Annotated in this window: 21 protein-coding genes and 2 tRNA genes; 16 read left to right on the plus strand and 7 right to left on the minus strand. The window is 55.5% G+C overall.

Features of this window, described 5'->3' with window-relative positions; all coding sequences use genetic code 11:
• Positions 1-57: 57 nt before the first annotated feature.
• Positions 58-2,940 carry a lamin tail domain-containing protein gene (locus V9K67_RS03340; RefSeq protein WP_336720087.1) on the plus strand — a complete coding sequence of 961 codons (2,883 nt, stop codon included), beginning with the start codon at positions 58-60 and terminating at the stop codon, positions 2,938-2,940.
• A gap of 52 nt (positions 2,941-2,992) precedes the next feature.
• Here the strand turns inward: V9K67_RS03340 and V9K67_RS03345 are convergent, their stop codons facing one another.
• Together V9K67_RS03345 and glyA are read right to left on the minus strand one after the other, a co-directional pair.
• Complete coding sequence (locus V9K67_RS03345) at positions 2,993-3,409, minus strand: DUF4293 domain-containing protein (RefSeq protein ID WP_336720089.1); 417 nt, start codon at positions 3,407-3,409, stop codon at positions 2,993-2,995.
• Positions 3,410-3,451: 42 nt separating this feature from the next.
• On the minus strand, positions 3,452-4,732 hold the full coding sequence (glyA, locus tag V9K67_RS03350; protein WP_336720092.1) for a serine hydroxymethyltransferase: 1,281 nt from the start codon (positions 4,730-4,732) through the stop codon (positions 3,452-3,454).
• Positions 4,733-4,970: 238 nt separating this feature from the next.
• On the opposite strand from glyA, the gene V9K67_RS03355 reads away from it, so the two are divergent.
• The 3 genes from V9K67_RS03355 to V9K67_RS03365 all read left to right on the plus strand — a co-directional run bounded on the left by V9K67_RS03355 (position 4,971) and on the right by V9K67_RS03365 (position 7,558).
• Positions 4,971-5,963, plus strand: a complete 993-nt coding sequence (locus V9K67_RS03355; protein WP_336720093.1) for a sugar phosphate nucleotidyltransferase — start codon at positions 4,971-4,973, stop codon at positions 5,961-5,963.
• A 163-nt stretch (positions 5,964-6,126) separates the two neighbouring features.
• Entirely contained in the window at positions 6,127-7,092 is a 966-nt protein-coding gene (locus tag V9K67_RS03360; protein ID WP_336720094.1) for an NAD(P)H-dependent flavin oxidoreductase, read from the plus strand.
• A gap of 67 nt (positions 7,093-7,159) precedes the next feature.
• A complete protein-coding gene (locus tag V9K67_RS03365) occupies positions 7,160-7,558 on the plus strand; it encodes a carboxypeptidase-like regulatory domain-containing protein (RefSeq protein WP_336720096.1) in 399 nt (132 codons plus the stop codon).
• Positions 7,559-7,584: 26 nt separating this feature from the next.
• Here the strand turns inward: V9K67_RS03365 and V9K67_RS03370 are convergent, their stop codons facing one another.
• The 3 genes from V9K67_RS03370 to V9K67_RS03380 all read right to left on the minus strand — a co-directional run bounded on the left by V9K67_RS03370 (position 7,585) and on the right by V9K67_RS03380 (position 10,542).
• Entirely contained in the window at positions 7,585-8,121 is a 537-nt protein-coding gene (locus V9K67_RS03370; RefSeq protein ID WP_336720098.1) for a 2'-5' RNA ligase family protein, read from the minus strand.
• A gap of 128 nt (positions 8,122-8,249) precedes the next feature.
• Positions 8,250-9,569, minus strand: a complete 1,320-nt coding sequence (locus V9K67_RS03375; protein ID WP_336720099.1) for an ABC transporter permease — start codon at positions 9,567-9,569, stop codon at positions 8,250-8,252.
• A 43-nt stretch (positions 9,570-9,612) separates the two neighbouring features.
• Positions 9,613-10,542, minus strand: a complete 930-nt coding sequence (locus tag V9K67_RS03380; protein ID WP_336720100.1) for an ABC transporter ATP-binding protein — start codon at positions 10,540-10,542, stop codon at positions 9,613-9,615.
• Between the two features lie 116 nt (positions 10,543-10,658).
• Here V9K67_RS03380 and V9K67_RS03385 point away from each other — a divergent pair, with 116 nt between their 5' ends.
• Complete coding sequence (locus V9K67_RS03385) at positions 10,659-11,660, plus strand: zinc dependent phospholipase C family protein (protein ID WP_336720101.1); 1,002 nt, start codon at positions 10,659-10,661, stop codon at positions 11,658-11,660.
• Between the two features lie 153 nt (positions 11,661-11,813).
• On the opposite strand, the gene V9K67_RS03390 is transcribed toward V9K67_RS03385, so the two are convergent.
• Positions 11,814-13,403: an NAD(P)/FAD-dependent oxidoreductase gene (locus V9K67_RS03390; protein ID WP_336720102.1), complete on the minus strand. Its 1,590-nt coding sequence runs from the start codon at positions 13,401-13,403 to the stop codon at positions 11,814-11,816.
• 315 nt (positions 13,404-13,718) lie between these two features.
• On the opposite strand from V9K67_RS03390, the gene V9K67_RS03395 reads away from it, so the two are divergent.
• From V9K67_RS03395 to V9K67_RS03415, 5 genes are all read left to right on the plus strand, one after another.
• Positions 13,719-14,462 carry a hypothetical protein gene (locus V9K67_RS03395; RefSeq protein WP_336720104.1) on the plus strand — a complete coding sequence of 248 codons (744 nt, stop codon included), beginning with the start codon at positions 13,719-13,721 and terminating at the stop codon, positions 14,460-14,462.
• A gap of 691 nt (positions 14,463-15,153) precedes the next feature.
• Positions 15,154-15,414, plus strand: a complete 261-nt coding sequence (locus tag V9K67_RS03400) for a hypothetical protein (protein ID WP_336720105.1) — start codon at positions 15,154-15,156, stop codon at positions 15,412-15,414.
• Positions 15,415-15,435: 21 nt separating this feature from the next.
• Positions 15,436-16,869 carry a chromosomal replication initiator protein DnaA gene (dnaA, locus tag V9K67_RS03405; protein WP_336720108.1) on the plus strand — a complete coding sequence of 478 codons (1,434 nt, stop codon included), beginning with the start codon at positions 15,436-15,438 and terminating at the stop codon, positions 16,867-16,869.
• Positions 16,870-17,022: 153 nt separating this feature from the next.
• Positions 17,023-17,114: transfer RNA gene (locus V9K67_RS03410), tRNA-Ser, on the plus strand.
• Between the two features lie 61 nt (positions 17,115-17,175).
• Positions 17,176-17,249 (plus strand) — tRNA-Pro (locus tag V9K67_RS03415).
• Between the two features lie 112 nt (positions 17,250-17,361).
• On the opposite strand, the gene V9K67_RS03420 is transcribed toward V9K67_RS03415, so the two are convergent.
• Positions 17,362-18,987, minus strand: a complete 1,626-nt coding sequence (locus V9K67_RS03420) for a sensor histidine kinase (RefSeq protein WP_336720109.1) — start codon at positions 18,985-18,987, stop codon at positions 17,362-17,364.
• 214 nt (positions 18,988-19,201) lie between these two features.
• Here V9K67_RS03420 and V9K67_RS03425 point away from each other — a divergent pair, with 214 nt between their 5' ends.
• From V9K67_RS03425 to V9K67_RS03450, 6 genes are all read left to right on the plus strand, one after another.
• Positions 19,202-19,708, plus strand: a complete 507-nt coding sequence (locus tag V9K67_RS03425; protein ID WP_336720110.1) for a GbsR/MarR family transcriptional regulator — start codon at positions 19,202-19,204, stop codon at positions 19,706-19,708.
• Between the two features lies 1 nt (position 19,709).
• On the plus strand, positions 19,710-20,084 hold the full coding sequence (locus V9K67_RS03430; protein ID WP_336720111.1) for a hypothetical protein: 375 nt from the start codon (positions 19,710-19,712) through the stop codon (positions 20,082-20,084).
• A complete protein-coding gene (locus V9K67_RS03435) occupies positions 20,081-20,464 on the plus strand; it encodes a hypothetical protein (protein ID WP_336720112.1) in 384 nt (127 codons plus the stop codon). Before V9K67_RS03430 ends, V9K67_RS03435 begins: the two co-directional genes overlap by 4 nt.
• A 64-nt stretch (positions 20,465-20,528) precedes the next feature.
• Entirely contained in the window at positions 20,529-21,410 is an 882-nt protein-coding gene (locus V9K67_RS03440) for a TIGR01777 family oxidoreductase (protein ID WP_336720113.1), read from the plus strand.
• 57 nt (positions 21,411-21,467) lie between these two features.
• Positions 21,468-22,184, plus strand: coding sequence for a 3-ketoacyl-ACP reductase (locus V9K67_RS03445; RefSeq protein ID WP_336720114.1), 717 nt, complete (start codon positions 21,468-21,470; stop codon positions 22,182-22,184).
• Positions 22,185-22,451: 267 nt separating this feature from the next.
• Complete coding sequence (locus tag V9K67_RS03450) at positions 22,452-23,432, plus strand: GDP-mannose 4,6-dehydratase (RefSeq protein ID WP_336720116.1); 981 nt, start codon at positions 22,452-22,454, stop codon at positions 23,430-23,432.
• Positions 23,433-23,444 lie beyond the last annotated feature (12 nt).

Genomic DNA, 23,444 nt, shown 5'->3' on the forward strand with positions numbered 1-23,444 from the left:
TGTTGGTGAAAACTACCGGCCCTGCATTTTTTATTTCCGGTCGTCAAACCAACGGTCATGCACAGGCTCTTTTTCACCCTCATCTTTGCAGGCACCTTTGTTCTTTCTTCTTTGGGCCAGGCCCATCACCTGGTGATCAGCCAGGTGTACGGGGGCGGCGGCAATGCCGGCGCTCTTTTTAAAAACGATTTCGTGGAACTGTTCAATCCCACGGGGGCGGCAGTGGAGCTGTCCGGCTGGTCGTTGCAGTATGCCGCCGCCACCGGCCGCAGCTGGGCGGCCAACAGCGTTGCGCTGTCCGGTTCCATAGCCCCGGGCGGGTATTATTTGATTCAACTAAGCAGTGACGGCGCCACGGGCAGCGACCTGCCGGCGCCCGACCTGGTTTCCGATGAAATGGTCCTCAGCGCCACGGGCGGCAAGCTGGCGCTGGTACAGGGTACGGCGGCGCTGGCAGGCAATTGCCCCGATGCCGCCCTGGTGGTGGATTTTCTGGGCTACGGGGCCGCCGACTGCAAAGAAGGACAGCCGGCGCCTTCCCCCGCCCCGGCCCGGGGCCTGCAGCGCATCAACAACGGCTGCACCGACCTGGGAAACAATTATTATGATTTTGCCGTAGTGGCGCCCAGTCCCCGCAACAGTGCCGCCACCTCCCACCCGTGCAACGGCTCCTATATCGTGGTCAGCGATATTTCCCCAAAACCTTTTTGCGTGGACGAAGCCAGGGGCGCTGCCGGAGCGGTGCGGTTTTCCGCTTCCGGCACCTTTTCCCGGTCCCTGTTTACGGTTTTATTAAGCGATGCGGCCGGCAGCTTTACCCATGCCACGGTGGTGGGTGAACTGGAGGTTTCGGGTACGGACCCTTTCGGAACCCTATCCATCAACATTCCCGCCGGCACGGCCTCCGGTGAAACCTACCACCTGCGCATCGATGCCACGGGCCCTTCCCTTACCGGCATTCAAAGCAGTGCGGTGGAGATCATCAATGGCGCCAAAAACATATCGGCCTTTTCCGCTTCGCCCAATACCGGTGAAATGACCCTGCGCTGGAATAACCCCGCCGGCTGCTTCGACGAGGTGCTGATCGTGGAGGGCGCGGGTACGTCTCCGGGCAGTGGTAAAGTGGTTTTCAAAGGCACCTCCGGACCGGTTACCATAACAGGATTAACGGACGGCAACGCCTACACCTTCACCGCCTATACCCGCAGAGGGACGGCATGGAGCAGCGGCATCTCGCTTACAGGCACGCCCCGGCTGATGCCCCGTCCCGGCGAGATCCTCATCAACCAGCTAAGCCCGGGTTATGATTCGGCCACCCACGAATACATCGAATTGGTCAATACCACCGGCAAAACCTTCGACCTTTCGGAACTGGCCATCCGCTATGCGGCCGGCAGCGGCCGGGCAGGGGTGGCGGGCGGAACGCTGGGCGGCACCCTGCCGCCCTACGCCTTCTGGCTGCTGTCGCCCAAGCCCTCGGTGACCGTGGGCAAAACGGGCGGGCTGGTGCCTGACGGCTTTTTCGAGGATGGCTTTGCCGCCGGCAGCGGGCAGGTGGCGCTGGTACGGAAAACCGATAACACCCTGCTGGATGCGGTGGCCTACGGCAGCATAGGGGATGGGGATTTTTGCGAAGGCAGTCCTGCTTCGGGGCCGCCGGCCAGGGGCGGCCTGAAAAGAGCCGTGGACGGGGTGGACCGCAATACCAACAGTACCGACTTTGTTTCCATAGAAAATACTGCCGTGGACCTGCGCAACAGCCGCTCGCGCCTGCTTCCGGAGGGAACCTCCTTTCCGGGAGGCAGCTATGCGCGGTTGTACGTCACCGGTAATGCCTCGCTTTCGGGCAATACCGATCTTTCGGAAAAGGCGGTACTGGGCACGGGGCGGCTGTCGCTGGGAAATTTTCATTTGTCCGCCACTAGCCTGGAGGGCGGCTCGGACTCCGCCTATATCCGCACGGACGGCACCGGCCTGCTGACGCTGAAAAGCATCGGCACGGACCCCCAAACCGCTGCTGTGGGCAACCGCACCTATAATCCCGTTACCATCAGCAACGGCGGCGGGCTTGACTGGAGCGTGGCAGTGGCCGACAGCGGCCGGGCCGGGGGTATGGGCAAGGCCGTGGCCCGTACCTGGACGATCACGCCTTCGGCTGCACCCGCGGCCGGCGCCGACCTGGTCTTTGGTTACAACGATGGCGATGCTTCGCAGGTGGACAGCAGCTTCCAGCCGGGCGAGCCGGTGGTGGTGTGGAACTTTCATGGCGGAAAATGGCAAATGGCCGGCGGAGCGGTGACGCCTTCCGGCGCTCCCGGCGGCCATCGGACCGTAACATTGACCAACCGGACCCTGTTTTCGCCTTTTTCCCTGACCAATGTGCTGGCGCCGCTGCCCGTACTCTTTTCACGGCTGTCGGCGGTGGTGCGGGAGGGCGGCCCGGAGCTGCGGTGGACGAATTTTTCCGAAGCGGAGGTGGTGGCGTATACGCTGCAGCGTTCTTTCGGCGGGCAGCATTTCAGCGACCTTGCGGTCGTGATGCCTATAAAGAACGATGGCGGGAAGGCGGACTATATATATAATGATGTCGCTGCTCCTGCCGGCGCGGTGGCTTATAGGGTGAAAGCGGTGGAGCAAAACGGGAAGGAGACCTTTACCGGGATCGCTTCGGTAACCGTTCCCAGGGCGGCGCCGGTGTTGCAACTGGCGCCCAATCCTGCCCCGGCGGGCGGGGGCTTGTATTTGCGCGTAGCCGACCTGCCGGCCGGCCGGTACCGGCTGTTGGTTTACAATGCCGGCGGAGCTACGGTTTATTCGGCCTGGCTGCCCCATGCCGGAGGGCCGTGGCAGCAGCACCTGCAGTGGCCCCTGGCGGCGGGCAGGTACTTTTTGGAACTAAGCGGGAAGCAGTGCCTGTCCGGAATACTGGAGGTACGGTAGACCGGGCATAAAAAAAGAGGAGCGGGGCTCCTCTTTTTTTATTTTTTAGCTTTTAGCGTAACCGGTCCAAACTTCGGATGAGTTTCTGGTCCTTCCGTATGCCTTTCGCGGCCAGGAAATAGCCGATCAGAATGGCAAAGTAGACGATGATCCAGACGGCCACCGTACCGGTGGTAAAGTCGTCCAGCTCAAGGAAGTACGTGGTCAGTAAGGCAACGGTCAGGAAAACTCCCAGGTAGCACAGGCGCAACTGCAGCTTGCGGTTGTTGTAAAGAAAAATGGTAATAAAGGCCAGGACGCCCGCCGCCGCCGTCAGCCCTGTGAACAGGGGGGTGGTGAGGGCATTCAGGTTGATATCGCCCACTACGGTATCCTTCGTCCAGTCGCCGCGGAAAAACGGAAGCTGAAAGGTGAGGGCGTCGCAGGCGGTTGCCAGCAGCAACCATAAGCTTTGTACTCGCTGAATCATATGCTGTCTTTTAAAGTGAAACCTTTTCCTTTTGCCTTTCCCTTAGCCCAGCTCGGGGTAGAGGGGGAACTGCTCCATGAAGCCGTGTACGTCGCCGGCCACCTTGCTTACCAGGGCGGCATCGTCGATGTTCATCAGGACGGTATCGATGAAGTTCACCACGGTCTGCATGTGGTCTTCATTCATGCCGCGGGAGGTTACGGCCGGAACGCCAATGCGGATACCGGAAGTAACGAACGGGCTCTTATCGTCGAAAGGAACGGCGTTCTTGTTCAGGGTGATATGGGCGCGGTCCAGGGTTTCCTGGGCTTTCTTGCCGGTGATGTTCTTGTTGCGCAGGTCGATCAGCATCAGGTGGTTGTCGGTACCGCCGCTGATGATGTTGTAGCCTTTGGCAACCAGGGCGGCAGCCATGGCCTGGGCATTCTTCTGGATTTGCTGAGCATACTGGGTGTAACCATCGGTCAGCAGTTCACCGAAGGCAACGGCCTTGGCGGCGATCACGTGCTCGAGGGGACCGCCCTGGATGCCGGGGAACACGGCCATGTCGAGCAGGTTGCTCATCATGCGGATGTTGCCTTTGAGGTCCTTCAGGCCGAAGGGGTTTTCGAAGTCCTTGCCCATCAGGATCACACCGCCGCGGGGGCCGCGCAGGGTCTTGTGGGTGGTGGAGGTTACGAAGTGGCAGTATTCGAAAGGATTGTTCAGCAGGCCTTTGGCAATGAGGCCGGCGGGGTGGGCGATGTCGGCCATCACCAGGGCGCCGATTTCGTCGGCTACGGCGCGGATGCGCTTGTAGTCCCAGTCGCGGCTGTAGGCGGAGGCGCCGCAGATGATCATTTTGGGTTTTTCGCGGCGGGCGGTTTCTTCCAGTTGGGCGTAATCCACCAGGCCGGTTTCTTTTTCCACGCCGTAGGAGAGGGCTTTATAGAGTTTGCCGCTGAAGTTTACCGGCGAGCCGTGGGTGAGGTGTCCGCCCATGCTCAGGTCGAGACCGAGGATCTTGTCGCCGGGCTGGAGCACGGCCAGTAAAACGGCTGCGTTGGCCTGGGCGCCGCTGTGGGGCTGCACGTTGGCATAGGCGCAGTTGAACGCTTCCTTGATGCGGTCGATGGCCAGCTGCTCTACCTGGTCCACGATCTCGCAGCCACCGTAGTAGCGGCGGCCGGGGTAGCCTTCGGCATATTTATTGGTCAGGACGGTACCCATGGCCTGCATTACCTGCAGGGAGGTGAAGTTTTCGGAGGCAATCAGCTCAATGCCCTGGCGCTGGCGCTGCAGCTCTTTCTGAATGAGGTCGAAAACGAGTGAATCTCTTTGCATGATTTGTGGATAATAGTTACAAAAGTTCAGGCAGGACCCTCGGAAAACGGTGTTTTTCTGCCGTTGCACCCGTCCGCACCCGAAAATCAGGGCACAAAAATAAGCGTGTCCCGGTTAAGTTATTGAATGCCTGAAAATCTTTAATTTCGTCGGTTTGTTGAAGCCGCCTAATTTAGGGTCATTATTTGGAAGAAAAGAAGAACGGAAGCGTGACCAGGGCTATCAAATCATATAATTCATGAAAGCAATCATTCCCGTAGCAGGTGCCGGTTCCAAGCTGAGGCCTCATACCTATACCCAACCCAAGGCCCTGATTCCTATGGCGGGCAAAACGGTATTAAGCATAATTGTAGACCAATTGCGCGAGGCCGGCATCGACGAATTCATCTTTATTGTAGGGTACATGGGCGAAAAGATCCAGGACTATGTCCGGACGAAATACCCTACCCTGCAGGCGCACTTCGTGTACCAGCCCAACCGCCAGGGCGTCGGCCATGCGCTGGAGCTGACCAAGGAGCTGGTCAACGGGGATGAGATTTTCGTGGTGCTGGGCGATACCCTGTCAGAATACGACGTGAAAGGGGTGCTGGAAAGCCCCACCTCCATGCTGGGGGTGAAAAAGGTGGACGACCCCCGCGAGTTCGGCGTGGCCGAGATCGATGCCGAGAGCAACGTGGTGCACCTGGTGGAAAAGCCCCATATCCCCAAGTCCAACATGGCCCTGGTGGGGATTTATAAAATCATTGAAACCGACCTGCTGTACCAGTGCCTGGAGAGCAATATCGAGCAGGGCCTGCGGACGCACGGCGAATTCAACATTACAGATGCCCTGGATTATATGATCAAGCGGGGAGCGAAGTTCAAGGCCTTCAAGGTGGACAGCTGGTTCGATTGCGGCAAAAAGGAAAGCCTGCTGGATTCCAACGCCAAGCTGCTGAAAAAGCATGCCGACCACCTGCAACTGGCGCCCCAGTTTGAAAACACGCTCTTCATCCAGCCGGTCAGCATCGGCGAGAACTGCGACATCAAGAACTCGATCATCGGGCCCAACGTGTCCATCGGCGAAAACACCACCATCGAGCAGTCCATTATCAAGGAATCTATTATCGGCGCGTATTCCCACCTGTTTGATATCGTGCTGGACTACTCCCTGATCGGCAGCGATACCAGCATCCGCGGCGAAACCCGCTCCCTGAACATCGGCGATAACACCAACATTGACCTCGGGTAAATGTAAAATGCAGAATGTAAAATATAAAATGTAAAATAAGGATACATACATGACTGCCCCTCTTCCAAGGGGCAGTTGCTTTTTGCAGGGAAGCATGCATGCCTGCTCTTTTCCTTATTTTACATTTTATATTTTACATTCTACATTTTACATTCCCATCGCTATGACCCCAGAGGAAAAACCCATCCCCGGTGCGCTCACCCGTCTCTTTGGTATTGACTATCCCATTGTGCAGGCGGGCATGGTATGGGCCAGCGGCTGGCGGCTGGCCAGTGCGGTCAGCAATGCCGGCGGCCTGGGCCTGATCGGGGCGGGCAGCATGTACCCCGAAGTGCTGCAGGAGCACATCCGCAAATGCCGGCAGGCTACCGGCCGCCCCTTCGGCGTGAACGTGCCCCTGCTGTACCCCGACGTGGACAAGCATTTCCGGATCCTTATCGACGAAGGGGTGAAGATCGTGTTTACATCGGCGGGTAACCCCAAAACCTGGACCCCGCTGCTGAAGCAGGAGGGCATTACCGTGGTGCACGTGGTCAGCAGCAGCCGCTTTGCCCTGAAGGCCCAGGAGGCGGGTTGCGATGCGGTGGTGGCGGAAGGCTTCGAGGCCGGCGGCCATAACGGGCGGGAGGAAACCACCACGATGGTGCTGCTGCCGGCGGTTTGTGCGGCGGTGGACATACCCGTTATCGCTGCCGGCGGCATCGCTACCGGCCGGCAGATGCTGGCGGCCATGGTGCTGGGCGCTTCCGGCGTGCAGATGGGCAGCCGGTTCGTGGCCAGCCCCGAAGCTTCCTCCCACCCGGCCTTCAAGAAGGCCGTGCTGGCGGCCGCCGAAGGCGACACCCACCTGGTGATGAAGCAGCTGACCCCCGTGCGGCTGCTGAAAAATGCCTTTTACCAGCAGGTGACCGGGGCCGAAACCCGCGGCGCCTCCCCCGACGAGCTCCGGCAGCTCCTGGGCAGGGGCCGTGCCAAAAGGGGTATGTTCGAGGGTGACCTCGACGAAGGCGAGCTGGAGATCGGGCAGGTCAGCGCCCTGCTGTCGGGTATCCAGCCCGCCGGCGACATTGTGCGAAACGTTTGGGAGGAATTTCTGGAAGCCGTGCAAAATCCTTTCAAAAGAATCTAATTTTACAGTTCCCGGCGAACCTTTTCGCCCTTGCCGTTTTTATTTGTTCATTCCTCAATGATGGTGCATGAAAAAAATGTTACTGCTTTTGGGCTGCTTCATAGCCGCCTGTACCGGTGTCAAAGCCAATGGCACTGAGCCCGGAGAGCCTCCTGCCGAAACCATACGGAAAAAGGACGTAAACGGGGGCGTTTTCCACAGCCAGTCCAAAAAGCCTTTGGAAAACGTAAGCGTCACCGCCTTCAGCAAAGTCAAAAAGGAGCAGGTGGCCCATACCAACCGCAGCGGCAATTATACATTCAACGGCCTGCAGCCCGGCGTATACAAGCTGGTGTTTGAGAAAGACGGGTTTAAAAAGGTGACCAAAGAAAAGGTAGTGGTGAAAACCGACGAAACCTACCAGATGGATGTGGAAATGATCCGCGAAAAGGATTTTATTTTCCTTCCGGGAACCTTTAGTTTTTAAACGCTACAGGGTCGGCAACTCGTAAACTATTCAAATCGGGCCGTATAAATAACGTCCCAGTTCTTCGTATTGTGGCGCAGCACCGAAAGGCCTGCCGCCGTCCATTCCCTTTCAAACTGCTTTTGCTCGAAGTAGGGCCAGGCCTCGAAGAAATCCTTTTTAAACAGGTCGCGGGTGGCAATGGTAATATGGGGATGGAAAGGGCGCGTTTCCACCTTGATGTTATAAAACTCGTTTTCCCGGAAAAAATCATCGGCAGCTTTCTTCAGGCGGTCCAGTTCGTCGCTGGGGCGTACGTCCACGAAGATCGTCCGCGGGCGGAAGGCCGAAAAATTCCTCGTGGCCATGGGAAAGGGTGGAACGTCTTTGCTGATCACATCCACGTCCGACAGCAACTGTTCTTCCTTGTTGGCTTCCATCCAGAAGGGCGGCACAATGGTGATATGGGCCGGCGATTTCAGGCCTACGCAACACTTGTATTTTTCATACATGTGTCTTTTCCATTCCAGGATTTCTTCGTTCAACTCCTCCGGCAGTACGACAGCAAGGAAGTACATGTTCATTTTTCAAAAGTTTACGCTTTTACAAGTTTAAGGGTTTATGATTGAAAAAGTTCACGAGTGCCCCAATTCCCGGGTTCGCCAGTTCGGTTTCCCCGCTTGCCTATTGCCTTTTATTTATTGCCTATTCTTTAGCGCCCGATCCATTTCAGCATTTCTTTCCATGAGGGTTTTTTGCCATAGAGCAGGATGCCGGTGCGGTAGATCTTGGCACTCAGCCAGGTGGTGAACAGGAAGCCGCCGACCAGCAGGGCCATGGAAAGTCCCAGTTGCCAGTAGGGCACCGTATCGGGCACGCCGAAGGGAATCCGCGACATCATCACGATGGGGGAGAAGAAGGGGATGATGCTGGACCAGGTGGCCAGTGAGCTGCTGGGATCGGTGATGGAATTGATCATGATGATGATGGCAAACACGATGGGCAGGGTAATGGGCAGCGACAGGCTTTGCGCATCCTGGATGTCCTCGTTCACGGCACTGCCTACCGCGGCAAACAGGGAGGCATAAAACAGGTAGCCGCCCAGGAAATAAAAGATAAAGCAGCCCGCGATCACCGGCCACTGAATGGCCGTCAGCGACAGTTCGGCATGGGCCAGGGTGCGCATAGCTTCGGAGGTTTGCGGCGTGGTGCCGGGATATTCCTGCGCCTGCTGCACCTGCTGCAGCACTTCGTGGGGGATCATGGAGCTCAATAACACGCTGATGCCGCTCAACAGCACGATCCAGATCAGGAACTGGGTAAGGCCCACGGCCCCGATGCCGATGATCTTGCCCAGCATCAGCTGGAACGGCCGCACCGAGGAGATCATGACTTCCGCAATACGGTTGGTCTTTTCCTCCATGACGCCCCGCATCACCATCACCCCGTAAATGAACAGCGTGATATAAATCAGGAAGGCCGTAACATAGCCGATGCTGCTGGCCACGTTGAAGTCGCTGGAGCTGAGGTTACCCACTTCATCCTTTTTCACGGCGTCCAGCCGCACTTCCTCCGCCAGGTTCTTGATGGAGTCGATCAGGGCCGGGTCCACCTTCAGTTCCTGGCTGATCAGGTTATTTTCCAGGGCGCGGCTGATGTCCTTGTGCATGCGGTCGTTGGCAGTACGGCTGAGGCTTTTTTCCGATACCAGCTCGAAATTAGGGGTCTTATTCACCCCCGAATACGGGCCGAACAAAATGGCGGTATAGCCCTTTTGGGAAAAATTGCTGGTGTCCACGGAGGCATCGTAGTGGTAGGAAACCGAGTTGCTGCTTTCGAGGTTGGACTTTAAAATGCCGGTATTGTCCACTACGGCCACCTTTTCGTTGCGCACGTTCTTGACGGTAAAATAAATGACGGCCCCGATGACGCAGGCAAACAGCAGGGGCGTGAGTATGGTGGAAATGATAAAGGTCTTTTTGCGGACGCGGCTCAGGTATTCGCGTTTGATGATCAGGGCTGTTTTGTTCATGGCATTTTTTTTATGCGCGGATGGGTCCGCACAGGGTAGGGGATTATACCTTTTGGAACTGCCGGGCTGCCGGCGTGCCTTCCACCAACTGGATAAAGATATCATTGAGGGAGGGCAGGATCTCGTGGAAGGAAACGATGGTCTGGTTATGGTCGAGGTAATACCGGAGCACGTCGTTGGGGGTATAACTGCCCGCGATCTTGACCGTCAGGGAATGGTCGTCGGTCTGGTGCACCACCTCGAAGGCGTCGGTATCGGCCGTAACGGGGCTGCCTTCAAAACCGATATGGAACAGGTGCTGCTTGAAGGACTGCTTTACATTTTTGACCGTTCCGTCCAGGATCTTTTTTCCTTTGTTGACCAGTATGATATGGTCGCAGATCTCCTCCACCTGCTCCATGCGGTGGGTGCTGAAGATGATGGTGGCCCCCTGGTGCGCCAGGCGGTAGATCTCGTCCTTTATGAGGTTGCTGTTCACCGGGTCCAGCCCGCTGAAGGGTTCGTCCAGGATGATCAGCCTCGGCTGGTGCAGCACGGTGGTGACGAACTGGAGCTTTTGCGACATGCCCTTGGAAAGGTCTTCCACCCTTTTGTTCCACCAGCTTTGCATTTCCAGGCGCTCGAACCATTCGCCTATCAGCTGCAGGGCGTGCTTTTTGGACAGCCCCTTCAGCTGGGCCAGGTACAGGGCCTGCTCGCCGATCTTCATTTTCTTGTACAGCCCCCGTTCTTCGGGCATGTAGCCGATCCGGGCAATGTCGCGCAGGGCGTCGAAAGGCTGGCCGTCAAACAGGATCTGGCCTTCATCGGGGTAAAAAATGCCGGTGATCATCCGCAGCAGGGTGGTCTTGCCGGCCCCGTTCGGGCCCAGCAGGCCGAAGATGCTGCCTTCCACGATCGAAAAACTGATGTCATCCACCGCCTTCTGCGTGGCAAAATACTTTTTTACGTTCCGGGCTTCCAGTAAGTGCATAAACGAGTTTACGAGTGTACAAGTTTACGAGTTTACGCGTTAAGAGTTCCTAAGTTCCTGGGTTCCTGAGTTCCTGGGTTGGGGGTTGGGGCTACCTTTGCAAAAAATTGAAGGGAATGATGATGTTAAAGCGCTATCGTGTGTTGGGTATCCTGGCAGTTGCCTTTGTTTTTTGTACGGGCTGGGGGTTCCTGGTGCACCGCACCGTGCACCAGCTGGCGGTGTACCAGCTGCCCCGCGAGCTGCAGCCTTTCTTTTCTTCGAATATGGCGTACCTGGTGGAAAATGCCGTCCGGCCCGATGTCCGGCGCAATACCGACAGCACCGAAGGTTCCAAGCACTTTATCGATGCCGAAGTGTTCGGCGATTCCGCGCTCTGGAAAATGCCACGCGACTGGAATACCGCCGTGGCCCGCTTTACCCGCGACAGCCTGGTGAAGTACGGCTATGTGCCCTACTGGGTGATGGTGACCAAAGAGCGGCTGACCAACGCCTTTCGCCAAGGCCACCGCGACAGCATTCTTTTTTATGCCGCCGACCTGGGCCATTATATTGCCGACGCCCACGTGCCGCTGCACACCTCGGTCAACTACGACGGCCAGCTGACGGGGCAGAAAGGGCTGCACCACCTGTGGGAATCCGCCGTGCCCGAGCTGGCCATCGGCGACTACCGCTTGTACCGGAAGCATAAAGCCGCCTACCTGGGCCGTCCTCAGGAGGTGATCTGGCAGGCGGTGCAGCGGTCGTACAGCCTGCTGCCCGGTGTATTTGGCGAGGAGCGAACCGCTTCCGGCGGTATGGCGGACACGGTAAAGTACCAGATGCTCACCCGGTACGGCCGGCAGATGCGCAGCTATACGCCCGCCTTTGCGGAAGCCTATAACCAGCGCCTCGGTCCCACCATCAACGAGCAGCTGCTGCTGTCGGCGGCCGCCATAGCGGATTTCTGGTACACCTGCTGGGTAGATGCCGGCCGTCCCGACCTGCAACCATTATTGCAACAGCCCTGGGGCCGCGAACAAAAGAAGAAGTGGAAAAAGGAACAGAAAGCCTACCGCAACAACCAGTTGGTCGAAAAAGGCCTGCTGCTTTCCCGGAAATACGAACGCGAAAAATAAAGGATCTATAATTATCATTAATAATAAAGGCCTGTACATTACAGGCCTTTATTATTAATGATAAATGTAAACGGCTCATTACGAACGCTCTTAAACCTTAAACGCCCAACTCCCAACTCAGGAACTCAGGAACTAACTCGTAAACCCGTAAACTCATCTCTCCGCGATAAAGTTCGCCAGCCGTTCCCCGTCCATCGCGGCGCTGACGATGCCGCCGGCATAGCCGGCGCCTTCGCCGCAGGGGTAGAGGTTTTTCACCTGGGGGTGCTGCAGCGTATCGGGGTCGCGCGGGATGCGGACCGGCGAGGAAGTGCGCGACTCGGTGGCCACCACCACGGCCTCGTTGGTCAGGTAGCCCTTCATTTTCTTGCCGAATTCCCTGAAGGCGCCCTGCAGTGCCCGGTGGATAAAGGCGGGCAGCACCTGCCGCAGGTCGGCCGGGGCAATGCCCGGCAGGTAGCTGCAGTCGGGCAGGGTAGGGGAGGGCTTGTTCTGGACGAAGTCGGCCATGCGCTGGGCCGGGGCTACCAGTTTGCCGCCGCCGGCAGTAAAGGCTTTTTGTTCCACCATCTGCTGGAAGTACAGGCCCAGCAAGGGACCCGTGGCGGGGAGGCCGTGCTGGCGGAGGTATTTTTTCAGCTCGCCGGAGGCGTGCAGCTCTTCGGGGTTGGCCGTGACCACGATGCCGCTGTTGGCAAAGGGGTTGTTGCGCTTGGAGGGCGACCAGCCGTTCACCACGATCTCGCCCGCATTGGTGGCCGCGGGGGCGATGATGCCGCCGGGGCACATGCAGAACGAAAACACGCCCTGGCCTTCCACCTGCTGTACCAGGCTGTAGGAAGCCGGCGGCAGGAAGTCGCCCCGGTCGGGTGTATGGTACTGGATGGAGTCGATCAGCGCCTGCGGGTGCTCGATGCGTACGCCCAGGGCGTAGGGTTTGAGCTCGATGCCGATCTGCTTTTCGTGCAGCAGGTGAAAGATGTCGCGGGCCGAGTGGCCGGTGGCCAGGATCACGGCCGCGCCGGAAAGGGTGTCGCCGGCGGCGGTTTTTACGCCGGTGGCGGCGCCGTTTTCGAGCACCAGGTCCACCACTTTGGAATCGAACAGCACCTGGCCGCCGCAGGCGCGGATCTGGTCGCGCATGGCGGTAATGATATGGGGCAGCTTGTTGGTGCCGATATGGGGGTGCGCCTCGTATAGGATGCGCTCGTCGGCGCCGAAGTGCACCAGCACGCTGAGGATGCGCTGCACGTCGCCGCGTTTGGTGCTGCGGGTGTACAGCTTGCCGTCGCTGTAGGTGCCGGCGCCGCCTTCGCCGAAGCAGTAGTTGCTTTCGGGGTTGACGATGCCTTCCTTGTTCATGGCGGCCAGGTCGCGGCGGCGGGCCCGCACGTCCTTGCCCCGCTCCAGCACCACCGGGCGGATGCCGTGCTCGATCAGGCGCAGGGCCGCGAACAGGCCGGCGGGGCCGGCCCCGATAACGATGACCTGCCGGCTGGCACCGTGTACGTCCTGCAGGTGCAGCGGCAGCAGCTCCGTGGGTTGAAACGGCTCGTCGATAAAGACCTTGAGGGTGAGGTTTACCCACACCTGGCGGCTGCGGGCGTCGATGGACCGTTTGAGGATGGAGTAGCCGGTGATCTTTGCGGCGGTTACGCCGCAGGCGGCGGCCACCAGCCGGCCCAGCGCCTTGTCGTCGGCCGCCTCGGAGGGCAGCACTTTTAGGGTAATTTTCTGTTGCATGTCAGGTGGTTATCCTGAAAAATTGGGTTTGACCCGCAAAGATGAAGCAAAAAAGGGCGCCCTGGTGCAGGGGCCGAAAAGACAAGCAAATTTTTTTTCTTTTTATCAGAAAAAATTAATAACTATCTGAGCCGTTTCTTCAGAATTTGTTGTATTTTGTAGAGGTAAAGGCAGTCGCTGCTTTTTTTTGCAAGTGCCCTACGTACTTGTTTTTCCAAAACAATTTTTTCACCGGACGTTTTAAAGATCAGGCGGAACTAACTGGTTCCAATTGGGCTGTTGGTATTTGTAAACAAAACAAATCTAATATTATACATGGCAAACCTGCAACCCGGCTACCAGAAAACGCATTACCGCAACCTCCTCTCCCGGGATACGCGGCTATCGGAAAAAATCCGGCAGTCTTCCTGGTGGGTGCGGGCCGGGCACTGCGTGGACAGTCATTTTTCGGCTGCCAGTGGTGTGATGCTTGCCGACCACCTGAATGCCGTCACGGCCAAGACCCGGAAGATTTTCAGCAACCGGCAAAGTCCCTTCCTGGCCGAGCTGTTCGGGTTGTTCCCCCTGCTGGGGATGGACAAGGCCCAGGTGCGGGAGGAGTTGAAGCTCGTCTCGCTGCTGCACGACCTGGGCAAGATCGAGGATGATAAGACGAAGCTGGTGCTGCACCCGGTACACAAGTATTTAACCTGCAAGCAGCATGCGATCGTCAGCGTTTTTGCCGCCATGGACATCCTGGGTGACGAGCCTTCGCTGAGCGCCGGGGAGAAAAGGCGCATCTATGCCCTGATCGAGGAGCATGACGTTTCCTACGGCCTGTACAAGGAGTGGCGGCAAACCGGCCAGATGCCCAGCTTTGCCCGCTGGCGGGAGCTCAACGACAAGATCAGCGACCGCGAGGGCGTAGGCCTGCTGTACCTGCTGGTGTTTAAGCTGGCCGATACCCACGGCCACCGGTGCATCTTCGACGTGGTCTGGTTCTTCAATGCCGTAAAGACGCATTACTTTGACCTGCTGGGGCTGAACCTGCCCCTGCCGCAGGCCAGCGACATCCGCTAGGGATAAGGGCCCTGAAAGCAGCGAAGGGCAGTACCGGTAAATTAATTGTTATCCATACACGTATACAAAGAGGCGGACCGCAGGTCCGCCTCTTTTCGTTGGTACGAACGCAAATTTTTTGGTGTCATACAAACAATTAAATTTTTTATCGATGCGCCGGTAGCGGAGCTGTGCCTGTGCAATCGTTCGATAGCCTGACTGCAGGTGGTTTGCTGCGTATATGGATAAACGGTATATGCGGCAGCAAGCATGCAGGGCGGGGATCATGCAGGTGCATGTCATCATCCTGTGTTTTGCGTATCGATGTTATGACGGATTGGCCTGTATGACAATCTGGCCCTTGCCCTTGTTGTTGTGGATTTCTTTTAAGGCCGGCAGTTTGGGCGGGTAGAGCAGGCTGTGCTGGCGTACCTGTGGAAAACGGTGCAATGTGTATAAAATCATTTCTAAAAAATGGCTTAAAATCTGCTGGTAATTTCCGGATCATTCAATCTGCAGTAATGGCTTAGTTTGCCGGTCCCGGTTCATAGCGGAATTAATAGTAATGCAAGAGGCGAATGGATGAGTGTGTTACAGGGTCGTTATGAGTGTTGTTTTCCTCTTCCGGACTTACGTACAGCGGTCGGTCCTATATACAGGCATATCATCATCCGGCTGTTTTTATTGTTCACGGTCTTGATAACTTTTTTTTATGGACAATCCACCAAAAAAGTTTTATACAGGCAAAAGGGGAGAAGTGGGGATAAAACAGGACAAACTATTTAACGGTATTTTTTGCGCTCCGAATGGTGAAAAATTTGTTCTGTTCGCTGTTGATATCAAGTACAAAAATAGAAGGTTAAGAAAAAATTTTTTTTCATTTTCTTTTATAGAAATTCGCTCCCCTGTCCCCAACAAATCTTTTTATTCACAGGCTGTGAATAAGATAATCCAGGAAATATTTATTATTTAAACAATAAACAGTAAGACGTAAATGGAGAAGAATGCCGACCAAGTTTGGACGAATTGTTTATCTATAATAAAAGATATTGTAGAGTGGCAGCATTTCAAAACCTGGTTCGAGCCCATCAAGCCGGTTTCCTTAAAAGAGAATATCCTCATCATCCAGGTGCCCAGCCAGTTCTTCTATGAATACTTGGAAGAACACTATGTGAACCTGCTGGCCAAGACCCTGAAGCGCGAGCTGGGCAAAGATGCCCGCCTGGAGTATCGTATCATGGTGGACGGGGGCAATAATTACAACAAGCCTGTTACGGTGGATGTTCCGGCGCATGGATACAAATCCTTTTCCAATAACGAAATGGATTTTCCCCTGATCATTAATACACCGGTAAAGAATCCGTTCGTCATTCCGGGTCTGAAGAAGATGCACATCGATCCGCAGCTGAACCCGATCTATACTTTGGATTCCTTTATCGAGGGCGATTGCAACCGGGTAGCCCGCCGTGCCGGTAAAACAGTAGCCGAAAAGCCCGGTGCCAACTCCTTCAACCCGCTGGTGATCTACGGTGCCGTGGGCCTGGGAAAAACCCACCTGGGACAAGCCATCGGCAACGAGGTGAAGCGCCTGCATCCCAACAAGGTGGTGCTGTATGTGAGCTCGGAAAAATTCATCAACCAGTTCGTCGATCACAGCCGCAACAATGCCATCAACGACTTCATTCATTTCTACCAACTGGTGGACGTGCTGATCATTGATGATGTGCAGTTCTTTAACCGGGCGGAGAAGTCGCAGGATGCCTTCTTTGCCATCTTCAACCACCTGCACCAGTCGGGCAAGCAGCTGGTGCTGACCTCCGATAAATCGCCCAAGGACCTGGAAGGAGTGCAGGAGCGTTTGCTGAGCCGCTTCCGCTGGGGCCTGAGCGCCGACATCCAGATCCCCGACTACGATACGCGTATCGAGATCCTGGAGCGGAAGATGAAGAACGATGGACTGGAAATGCCCAAAGAGGTAGTAAAGTATATCGCTTATAATATTAACAGTAACGTACGCGAACTGGAAGGTGCGCTGATCTCGCTGCTGGCACAGTCCTCCCTCAACCGCAGGGAGATTGATCTGGAGCTGGCGAAGAAAGTGCTGCGCAACTTTGTAAAATCTTCCAGCAAGGAGATCACTATCGAGACCATCCAGAAGATGGTTTGCGACTACTACGATGTGCCGTACGACAAGCTGCTGCAAAAGACGCGCAAGCGCGAAGTGGTGCAGGCCCGCCAGATCACGATGTACCTGGCAAAAGCCTTTACGAAGAACTCGCTTAAGACGATTGGCGAACACTTCGGCGGCAGGGACCATACCACCGTTATCCACTCCTGCCAGACGGTAAAGGACCTCATGGATACCGACAATGTTTTCCGTGACAACGTCATGGAACTGCAGCAGAAGGTGCAGCTGGCTGCTATGTAAGCTCTTTAAATAGGAGGCCGTTTAGGCCGGGAAAAAGCTCGAAAAAAAAATTTCGAGTTTTTTTTTCAAAAGTTTTGTGGTTTCAAACTAAATCCTATTTTTGCAACCCCATAGCGAACAAGTCGCTACGGTAAAAAGGAAAGACAGAGTAACGGTGAGGTGGATGAGTGGCTGAAATCAACGGTTTGCTAAACCGTCGTACGGCCTTAAAAGCCGTACCGAGGGTTCGAATCCCTCCCTCACCGCAACTTCCTTTTTTGGATCCCGCAGATTAGCGCAAAGCCGGTAGCGAGGACATGGTACTTACGGGAAGTAGCGCAGGCCGGTAGCGCACCTGGTTTGGGACCAGGGGGTCGCAGGTTCGAATCCTGTCTTCCCGACAAAAGAATTAGAGCGACGTGAATAACGTCGCTCTTTTTTTATGCTCCTGCATGTACGTTTTTGCTTGAATTTAATTATCCTTTATATTATCGGTTACTACTGACCGTTGGGTTACGGATCGGCCGGCAACAGTATCCGGAAGGCGGCGCCATCGCCCGGCTTGCTCTCGGCCCATATCCTTCCGTTATGGTGCTGCACCACCTTTTTGCAAACGGCTAAACCGATGCCCGTCCCCGGATAGGTCTCCCTGCCGTGCAGGCGCTGGAACATGACAAAGATCTTATTCGCCGCTTCCGGCTCGAAGCCAATCCCCTCGTCCAGGAAGGCGATCTCGTAGTGCTTTTTATTCGGATCCACGCCCTCCTGCTGCAATGCTTCCGCCGCCACCAGCAGCTTGCAGGTGATGCGGACCCGGGGCGGCTGGCCGTCCTTGGAAAACTTCAGGGCATTGCTCAGCAGGTGATAAAACAACTGGTGCATCTGGGAAGGGGCGGCGGTGATCCGGGGTAGGGCATCTGCCTGTATATGGGCGCCTTTTTCCCGGATCACCTCTTCCAGGGCGGTTTGCACCGCAGCGAACACGTGGTTCAGGTCCACGAACGTAAAGGGCTCCCCTTCCTGGAGATTGACGAATTCCAATACATTGCCCAGTACGGTTCTCATGTGCTGGGCAGCGCTTTCAATCTTTTTCAGTTTTCTTTCCGTCGCTTCCGGGAGCCGGTCCCGGTGATCCGCCTTGATCATCTCTGCAAAAAGAAGAATTTTCCGGAGCGGCTCCTGGAGGTCATGATTGGAAACAAAGGTGAACTGCTCCAGTTCCCTGTTGCGCACTTCCAGTTGGCGGTTGGCGGCTTCCACTTCTTCGGCATGCTGGCTCACCTGGTTTTCCGCGGCTCTTCGCTGTTGATCGGTGAAGCTTAGCCTGCGGGACAGCTGCAGCGCTACGACCAAAAAGGTGAACAATAAGCCTACCACCGTGATCGCCGACTCAAACCCCGGATCATAAAGACCCAGCTGTTCGCCGTGATAGCTCAGCAAACCCAGCACCAGGGGCACAACGACGATATAGAAGAGCAGTCTTCGGAAGACATACCCCCCGGAATCCTGGCTCAACAGCATTTGCGTGACGATGTTTTTCGGAAATAACAGCACCAGTGCGGCGGCTATTGCCATAAAGCAAACCGTGGTATGCAGGGCCATGGGCCGGAAGGGCTTTATCGTCAGCAGGTCGTTGTTGCCGATTAAATAGCCAAAAAAGGAAATGAACGAAAGCAAAAAGACGGGGGTAATGAACAGGAGGATCAGGTTCCTGATGCGCTTCAGCCAGGCGTTCATCCCCAGGGCCAGGCTTAAGGTAACAAATAAAAAAGCGGTGATCGGCGAAATCAGGCCGTAGCGCTGTTGCAGGCCATGCACCAGGTCTTTTGCCTGGTGCTCCCTTCCGGTGAGGATATCCAGGAGCCGGAGGCCGCTGATGAGCAACACGAAAATCAATAAGGCCAGCATGATGCCCTTCACCAGCCTACCCGGGCTCCGCAGCTGGTGCAGGTAAAGCAACTGCCAGGAGCTCAACGCCATAAAGCACATAGCCGTAGAGGGGTTCATGGGGACATAGGAGGGGAGAATGGATTTAAATACAACAATGTCGAATTGCCATCCGATCAGCACTATCACGGCAATAGCAATGATGACCCAGGAGAAGATCCGTATCAGGGATGTGGGGTAAACAGGGGGCATATGGTTCCGCTTCCAAAATGGATCAGTAATAAAGAGCAGGCATAAATATACTTCAATTTGCCTGGGATGCAATAGGCCCGGCAGGTACAGGCGCCGGGCAGCTGCTGAAAAGGCCGCATTACCCGCCTTTGATGACAGCGCTCATTTTTGTTTCTTCTAAAATTAAATTTTCAGTAAGTATTGAAAATTCAATAAAATTAGTTAACCTTTGTGTATGAATTATTCGGAAGCCAAGGGCAAGTTCATCGAAACCTGGGGTACGCTCGGAAGCCAGTGGGGCATTAACCGCTCCATTGCACAAGTCCAGGCACTGCTGCTGACCTCTCCCGAGCCCCTGACGACGGATGCCATCATGGAAGAACTGAAGATCTCCCGGGGCAATGCCAACATGAGCATACGCCAGCTGCTGGACTGGGGCATCATCTATAAAAAATCGGTTGCTGGTGACCGTAAGGAATATTTTATCGCGGAAAAGGATGTCTGGAAATGGGCGCTGAAGATCGCCGGCGTCCGCAAGCAGCGCGAACTGAACCCGGTGCTCGACCTGCTCAAGGAAATAGCCGGCAGCAAGCAGACCGCTAAAACAGAGGAAGAAAAGGAATTTGCCCGGCAGATGGAAGACCTCAATGCCTTTACCCACCAGCTGGGCAGCCTGGCCGACAAGCTCTTTTCCTCTCCGAAAGGAGAGCTATTGTTCAAGCTCCTGAAAATGTTCTCATGACATGAACTATAACATTGGCGCCTATATCATCTTTTTGGTCCTGATGGTCGTCATCATCGTTGTTGCCGGAAAATACTTTTTCACCAACGGCCGGGTCTTTTGCCATTCCCTCCTGGCCCAGAATACGGCACTGGGCGATCCAATCAACAAGCTGTTGCTGGTGGCCTATTACCTGTTCAACATCGGCTATGCCTTCACCAAGCTGCAGCACTGGCAAAAGATCGATTCTTTGGAAGGGCTGTTTTCCAGCCTGGCGGCCAACATGGGGACGCTGATCCTGATCCTGGCAGGCACCCATTACTTCAATATGGTGGCCATCTACCTGCTCTCCCGCTCGAAATTATTTTCCATAACCCATAAATCGTTTCACTTATGAGCAATGCGTACATCGTAGCCGCCTACTTTATTTACCTCCCCGTAGCACTCGTATTAACCTGGATCGTCGCGGAAAATTTGTTCAAAAACGGGATGGTCTTCATGCGGGATATTTTTTTCGGGCGGGAAGAAATTGCCAGGGCCACCAATTCCCTTTTCAAGATCGGCTTTTATTTGCTGAACATCGGCTTTGCCCTGTACATCCTGGAAATCTACAACCCGCTTACAGGCATGCAGGATACCATCGAGGTTTTAAGCTCGAAGATCGGCGGATTCAGCATTTACCTGGGCGTGATGCTGTTCTTTAATCTCTACCTGTTTTTCAGAGGCAAAAGAGCCGCCCGGCAACGGACCTGGGATGGGGCAAATGCACCCAGGTAATACACCGGTCATTCATTTCCCGAAAGCTTCAAGGGTGTTTTCTTCAACTTTAAAATAACTGCGCATGTCCAAGATCGTTATAGCCGGCGGCACCGGTTTCCTGGGACAATTCCTGGCGTCCCGGTTCCGCTCCGAAGGCAATGAGGTAGTGATCCTTTCGCGGAAGGCCGGCAATGTTCATTGGGGCGACCAGCAAGGCATCATCAATACCCTGGATCGTGCTGATGTGGTCATTAACCTCGCTGGCAAATCCGTCAACTGCCGGTATACGGAAAAGAACAAACGCGAAATTCTGCAGTCACGGGTGGAAACGACAAGGGCACTGGGGACCGCCATCGCCGCCTGCCCGCATCCGCCGAAACTTTGGATCAATTCCAGTACCGCCACCATCTACCGCCATGCAGAAGACCGGCCCATGACGGAAGCGGAGGGCGAAACAGGAACGGGCTTTTCCGTACAGGTGGCCCGGGAATGGGAGCAGGCGTTCTTCGGCTTTGCTTTGCCCCAAACCCGCCAGATCGCTTTACGTACGGCCATCGTTTTGGGCAGGGGAGGCGCCCTGCAACCGCTGAAAACACTGGCCTGCCTGGGGCTGGGCGGGAAGCAGGGATCGGGCCGTCAAATGGTCAGCTGGATCCATATCGAGGACCTGTACCGGATCATTCGCTTCCTGGTGGAACAGGAGGAACTGGAAGGCGTCTTCAATTGTTCCGCTCCCGAACCGGTCACCAATGCCTCCTTCATGCGCTCCCTCCGACAGGCGCTGCACCGGAACATCGGTTTGCCGGCCCCGGCCTGGCTGCTGGAAATAGGTGCCGTGTTCATTGGTACGGAAACCGAATTGATCCTGAAAAGCCGGTGGGTGTTGCCCGACCGCCTGCAAAAGCGGGGCTTTAAATTTGCATATTCTTCCCTTCAGCCGGCACTGGAACAGATTTTGTGCTGATCCGGACCACTTTCTATTTTCTTTAATTTTTGAACCCCATAGACAAACAGACAGGTTATGCAATCATTACAAGGTAAGATCGCTATCGTTACCGGCGCCGGCAAAGGCATCGGCAGGGCCATCGTGCTGGCGCTGGCCGCCGAAGGCGTCCACGTGGGCCTCATTGCCCGTACGGAAAAGGAACTGCAGGCAGTGGCCCGGGAAGCCATAGAAAAGGGCGTGAAGGCCGCTTATGCCACGGCCGACGTGAGCAACCGGGCCGAAGTGGAAAGCGCCGTGGAAAAGCTCAAAAGCGAGCTGGGCGCCATCGACATCCTGGTCAACAATGCCGGTACCGGCACTTTTGGAAAATTCCTGGAACTGGAGCCCGAAGTGTGGGAAGCCCAGATAAAGATCAACGTGTTCGGCGTTTATTATACCACCCGTGCCGTGCTGCCCCAAATGATCGAACGGCAGACCGGCGATATCATCAATATTTCCTCCACGGCCGGTAAAACCGGTGCCGCCCAAACCAGCGCCTACAGCGCCTCCAAGTTCGCGGTGTTCGGCCTTACCGAAAGCCTGATGCAGGAAGTGCGCAAGCACAATATCCGGGTAACGGCCCTGGCGCCCAGCACGGTGGTGACCGACCTGGCCTACAGCGCCGACCTGATCAAAGGCGATCCCGAACGGGTGATGCACCCCGAGGATTTTGCCGAATTGATCATCGCGCAGTTAAAGCTCAATCGCCGGGTGTTTGTCAAGGAAGCCAGCATTTTTTCCACCAACCCCTAAAGGAAATTTCGGATGTCGGATTTCGGAACCCTTCACAGAAGAAGGACTCCTACTCCTTTCAAGGGGATCCGACATCCGAAATCCTTCGGCTTTCAGCAATTTTTCGCCTTTTATAATATTTAAGCTCATCGAAACGTTTTTACGGCACAGGACGGCTATCCCCGTCCTCCCCTGATCCCAGCCCTTGAAAAAGCGTCAAAAGTTAGGAGCTACTACCTTTATTTCTTATTTTGTATATACATTGTCCGCACTTGAAAAAGATTTAAAATGAACCAATTCCAAAAGCATTACTTAGTTACCGGGGGAGCAGGATTTATTGGAAGCCATGTAATCAAATCTTTGCTGAAAGACGAGTCCGTCAGGGTTACCTGTATCGATAATTTTGATCCCTTTTATAAACGCGCCATCAAGCTGGAAAATATTGCTCCTTTCAAGGACCATCCCAACTTCCGTTTACTGGAGCTGGACCTTGATCAGCCGGAGGATTCCCTGGAAGAAGCGCTTCCCGGGCCCCTGGACGCCATCATCCACCTGGCCGCCCGCGCCGGTGTGCGCCCCAGCATCGAAAATCCCATGGCCTATGTGCAGACCAACATCGTCGGCACCCAGCGGCTGCTGGACCTGGCAGTGGAAAAGAAGGTGAAAAAGTTTGTGTTCGCCTCCTCCAGCAGTGTCTACGGCGTCAATAAGAATTTACCCTGGCAGGAGGATGAAAAGCTGCAGCCGATCAGCCCCTACGCCATGACCAAGCTGTCGGGAGAGATGGCCGGACACGTGTACAACAAGCTGTACAACCTGCCCTTTATCGCCCTGCGCTTCTTTACGGTCTACGGCCCGGCGCAACGACCCGACCTGGCTATTCACAACTTCGTCAAATCGGTCTACAACGAGCAGCCGATCAAGATGTTCGGCGACGGATCGACCAGCAGGGACTATACCTATGTCGATGACATCGTGCAGGGCATCCTGGGCGCGCTGCATTACGACAAGACCTCCTTCGAGATCATCAACCTGGGAAACAGCGATACCATTTCCCTCAAAGAACTGATCGAAGCGATCGAGGAAACCGTAGGGAAAAAGGCGATCATCAACCGCCTGCCCGAGCAGCCGGGCGACGTACCCCATACCTACGCGGATGTTTCCAAGGCAAAAGCCTTGCTCAATTACCAGCCCCATACCCACATCCGCGAGGGCCTGCGCCATTTTTACCAGTGGTTTTTACAAAACCGCGAAGTGCTGGTGCATTAACCGTTGCCGGTA

This window comes from Huijunlia imazamoxiresistens, assembly GCF_037132455.1.
Taxonomy (GTDB): Bacteria; Bacteroidota; Bacteroidia; order Chitinophagales; family Chitinophagaceae; genus Flavisolibacter; species Flavisolibacter imazamoxiresistens.

What these genes read in the sequence shown, in the direction of transcription:
- V9K67_RS03440 (WP_336720113.1), top strand. Translation starts at nt 20,529, where the DNA reads ATGTCCAAGATCGTTATAGCCGGCGGCACCGGTTTCCTGGGACAATTC.
- V9K67_RS03380 (WP_336720100.1), bottom strand. Translation starts at nt 10,542, where the DNA reads ATGCACTTACTGGAAGCCCGGAACGTAAAAAAGTATTTTGCCACGCAG.
- V9K67_RS03355 (WP_336720093.1), top strand. Translation starts at nt 4,971, where the DNA reads ATGAAAGCAATCATTCCCGTAGCAGGTGCCGGTTCCAAGCTGAGGCCT.
- V9K67_RS03385 (WP_336720101.1), top strand. Translation starts at nt 10,659, where the DNA reads ATGATGATGTTAAAGCGCTATCGTGTGTTGGGTATCCTGGCAGTTGCC.
- V9K67_RS03430 (WP_336720111.1), top strand. Translation starts at nt 19,710, where the DNA reads ATGAACTATAACATTGGCGCCTATATCATCTTTTTGGTCCTGATGGTC.
- V9K67_RS03420 (WP_336720109.1), bottom strand. Translation starts at nt 18,987, where the DNA reads ATGCCCCCTGTTTACCCCACATCCCTGATACGGATCTTCTCCTGGGTC.
- V9K67_RS03425 (WP_336720110.1), top strand. Translation starts at nt 19,202, where the DNA reads ATGAATTATTCGGAAGCCAAGGGCAAGTTCATCGAAACCTGGGGTACG.
- V9K67_RS03395 (WP_336720104.1), top strand. Translation starts at nt 13,719, where the DNA reads ATGGCAAACCTGCAACCCGGCTACCAGAAAACGCATTACCGCAACCTC.
- V9K67_RS03340 (WP_336720087.1), top strand. Translation starts at nt 58, where the DNA reads ATGCACAGGCTCTTTTTCACCCTCATCTTTGCAGGCACCTTTGTTCTT.
- V9K67_RS03370 (WP_336720098.1), bottom strand. Translation starts at nt 8,121, where the DNA reads ATGAACATGTACTTCCTTGCTGTCGTACTGCCGGAGGAGTTGAACGAA.
- V9K67_RS03400 (WP_336720105.1), top strand. Translation starts at nt 15,154, where the DNA reads ATGGACAATCCACCAAAAAAGTTTTATACAGGCAAAAGGGGAGAAGTG.
- V9K67_RS03450 (WP_336720116.1), top strand. Translation starts at nt 22,452, where the DNA reads ATGAACCAATTCCAAAAGCATTACTTAGTTACCGGGGGAGCAGGATTT.
- V9K67_RS03390 (WP_336720102.1), bottom strand. Translation starts at nt 13,403, where the DNA reads ATGCAACAGAAAATTACCCTAAAAGTGCTGCCCTCCGAGGCGGCCGAC.
- V9K67_RS03345 (WP_336720089.1), bottom strand. Translation starts at nt 3,409, where the DNA reads ATGATTCAGCGAGTACAAAGCTTATGGTTGCTGCTGGCAACCGCCTGC.
- V9K67_RS03365 (WP_336720096.1), top strand. Translation starts at nt 7,160, where the DNA reads ATGAAAAAAATGTTACTGCTTTTGGGCTGCTTCATAGCCGCCTGTACC.
- V9K67_RS03360 (WP_336720094.1), top strand. Translation starts at nt 6,127, where the DNA reads ATGACCCCAGAGGAAAAACCCATCCCCGGTGCGCTCACCCGTCTCTTT.
- dnaA (WP_336720108.1), top strand. Translation starts at nt 15,436, where the DNA reads ATGGAGAAGAATGCCGACCAAGTTTGGACGAATTGTTTATCTATAATA.
- glyA (WP_336720092.1), bottom strand. Translation starts at nt 4,732, where the DNA reads ATGCAAAGAGATTCACTCGTTTTCGACCTCATTCAGAAAGAGCTGCAG.
- V9K67_RS03375 (WP_336720099.1), bottom strand. Translation starts at nt 9,569, where the DNA reads ATGAACAAAACAGCCCTGATCATCAAACGCGAATACCTGAGCCGCGTC.
- V9K67_RS03445 (WP_336720114.1), top strand. Translation starts at nt 21,468, where the DNA reads ATGCAATCATTACAAGGTAAGATCGCTATCGTTACCGGCGCCGGCAAA.
- V9K67_RS03435 (WP_336720112.1), top strand. Translation starts at nt 20,081, where the DNA reads ATGAGCAATGCGTACATCGTAGCCGCCTACTTTATTTACCTCCCCGTA.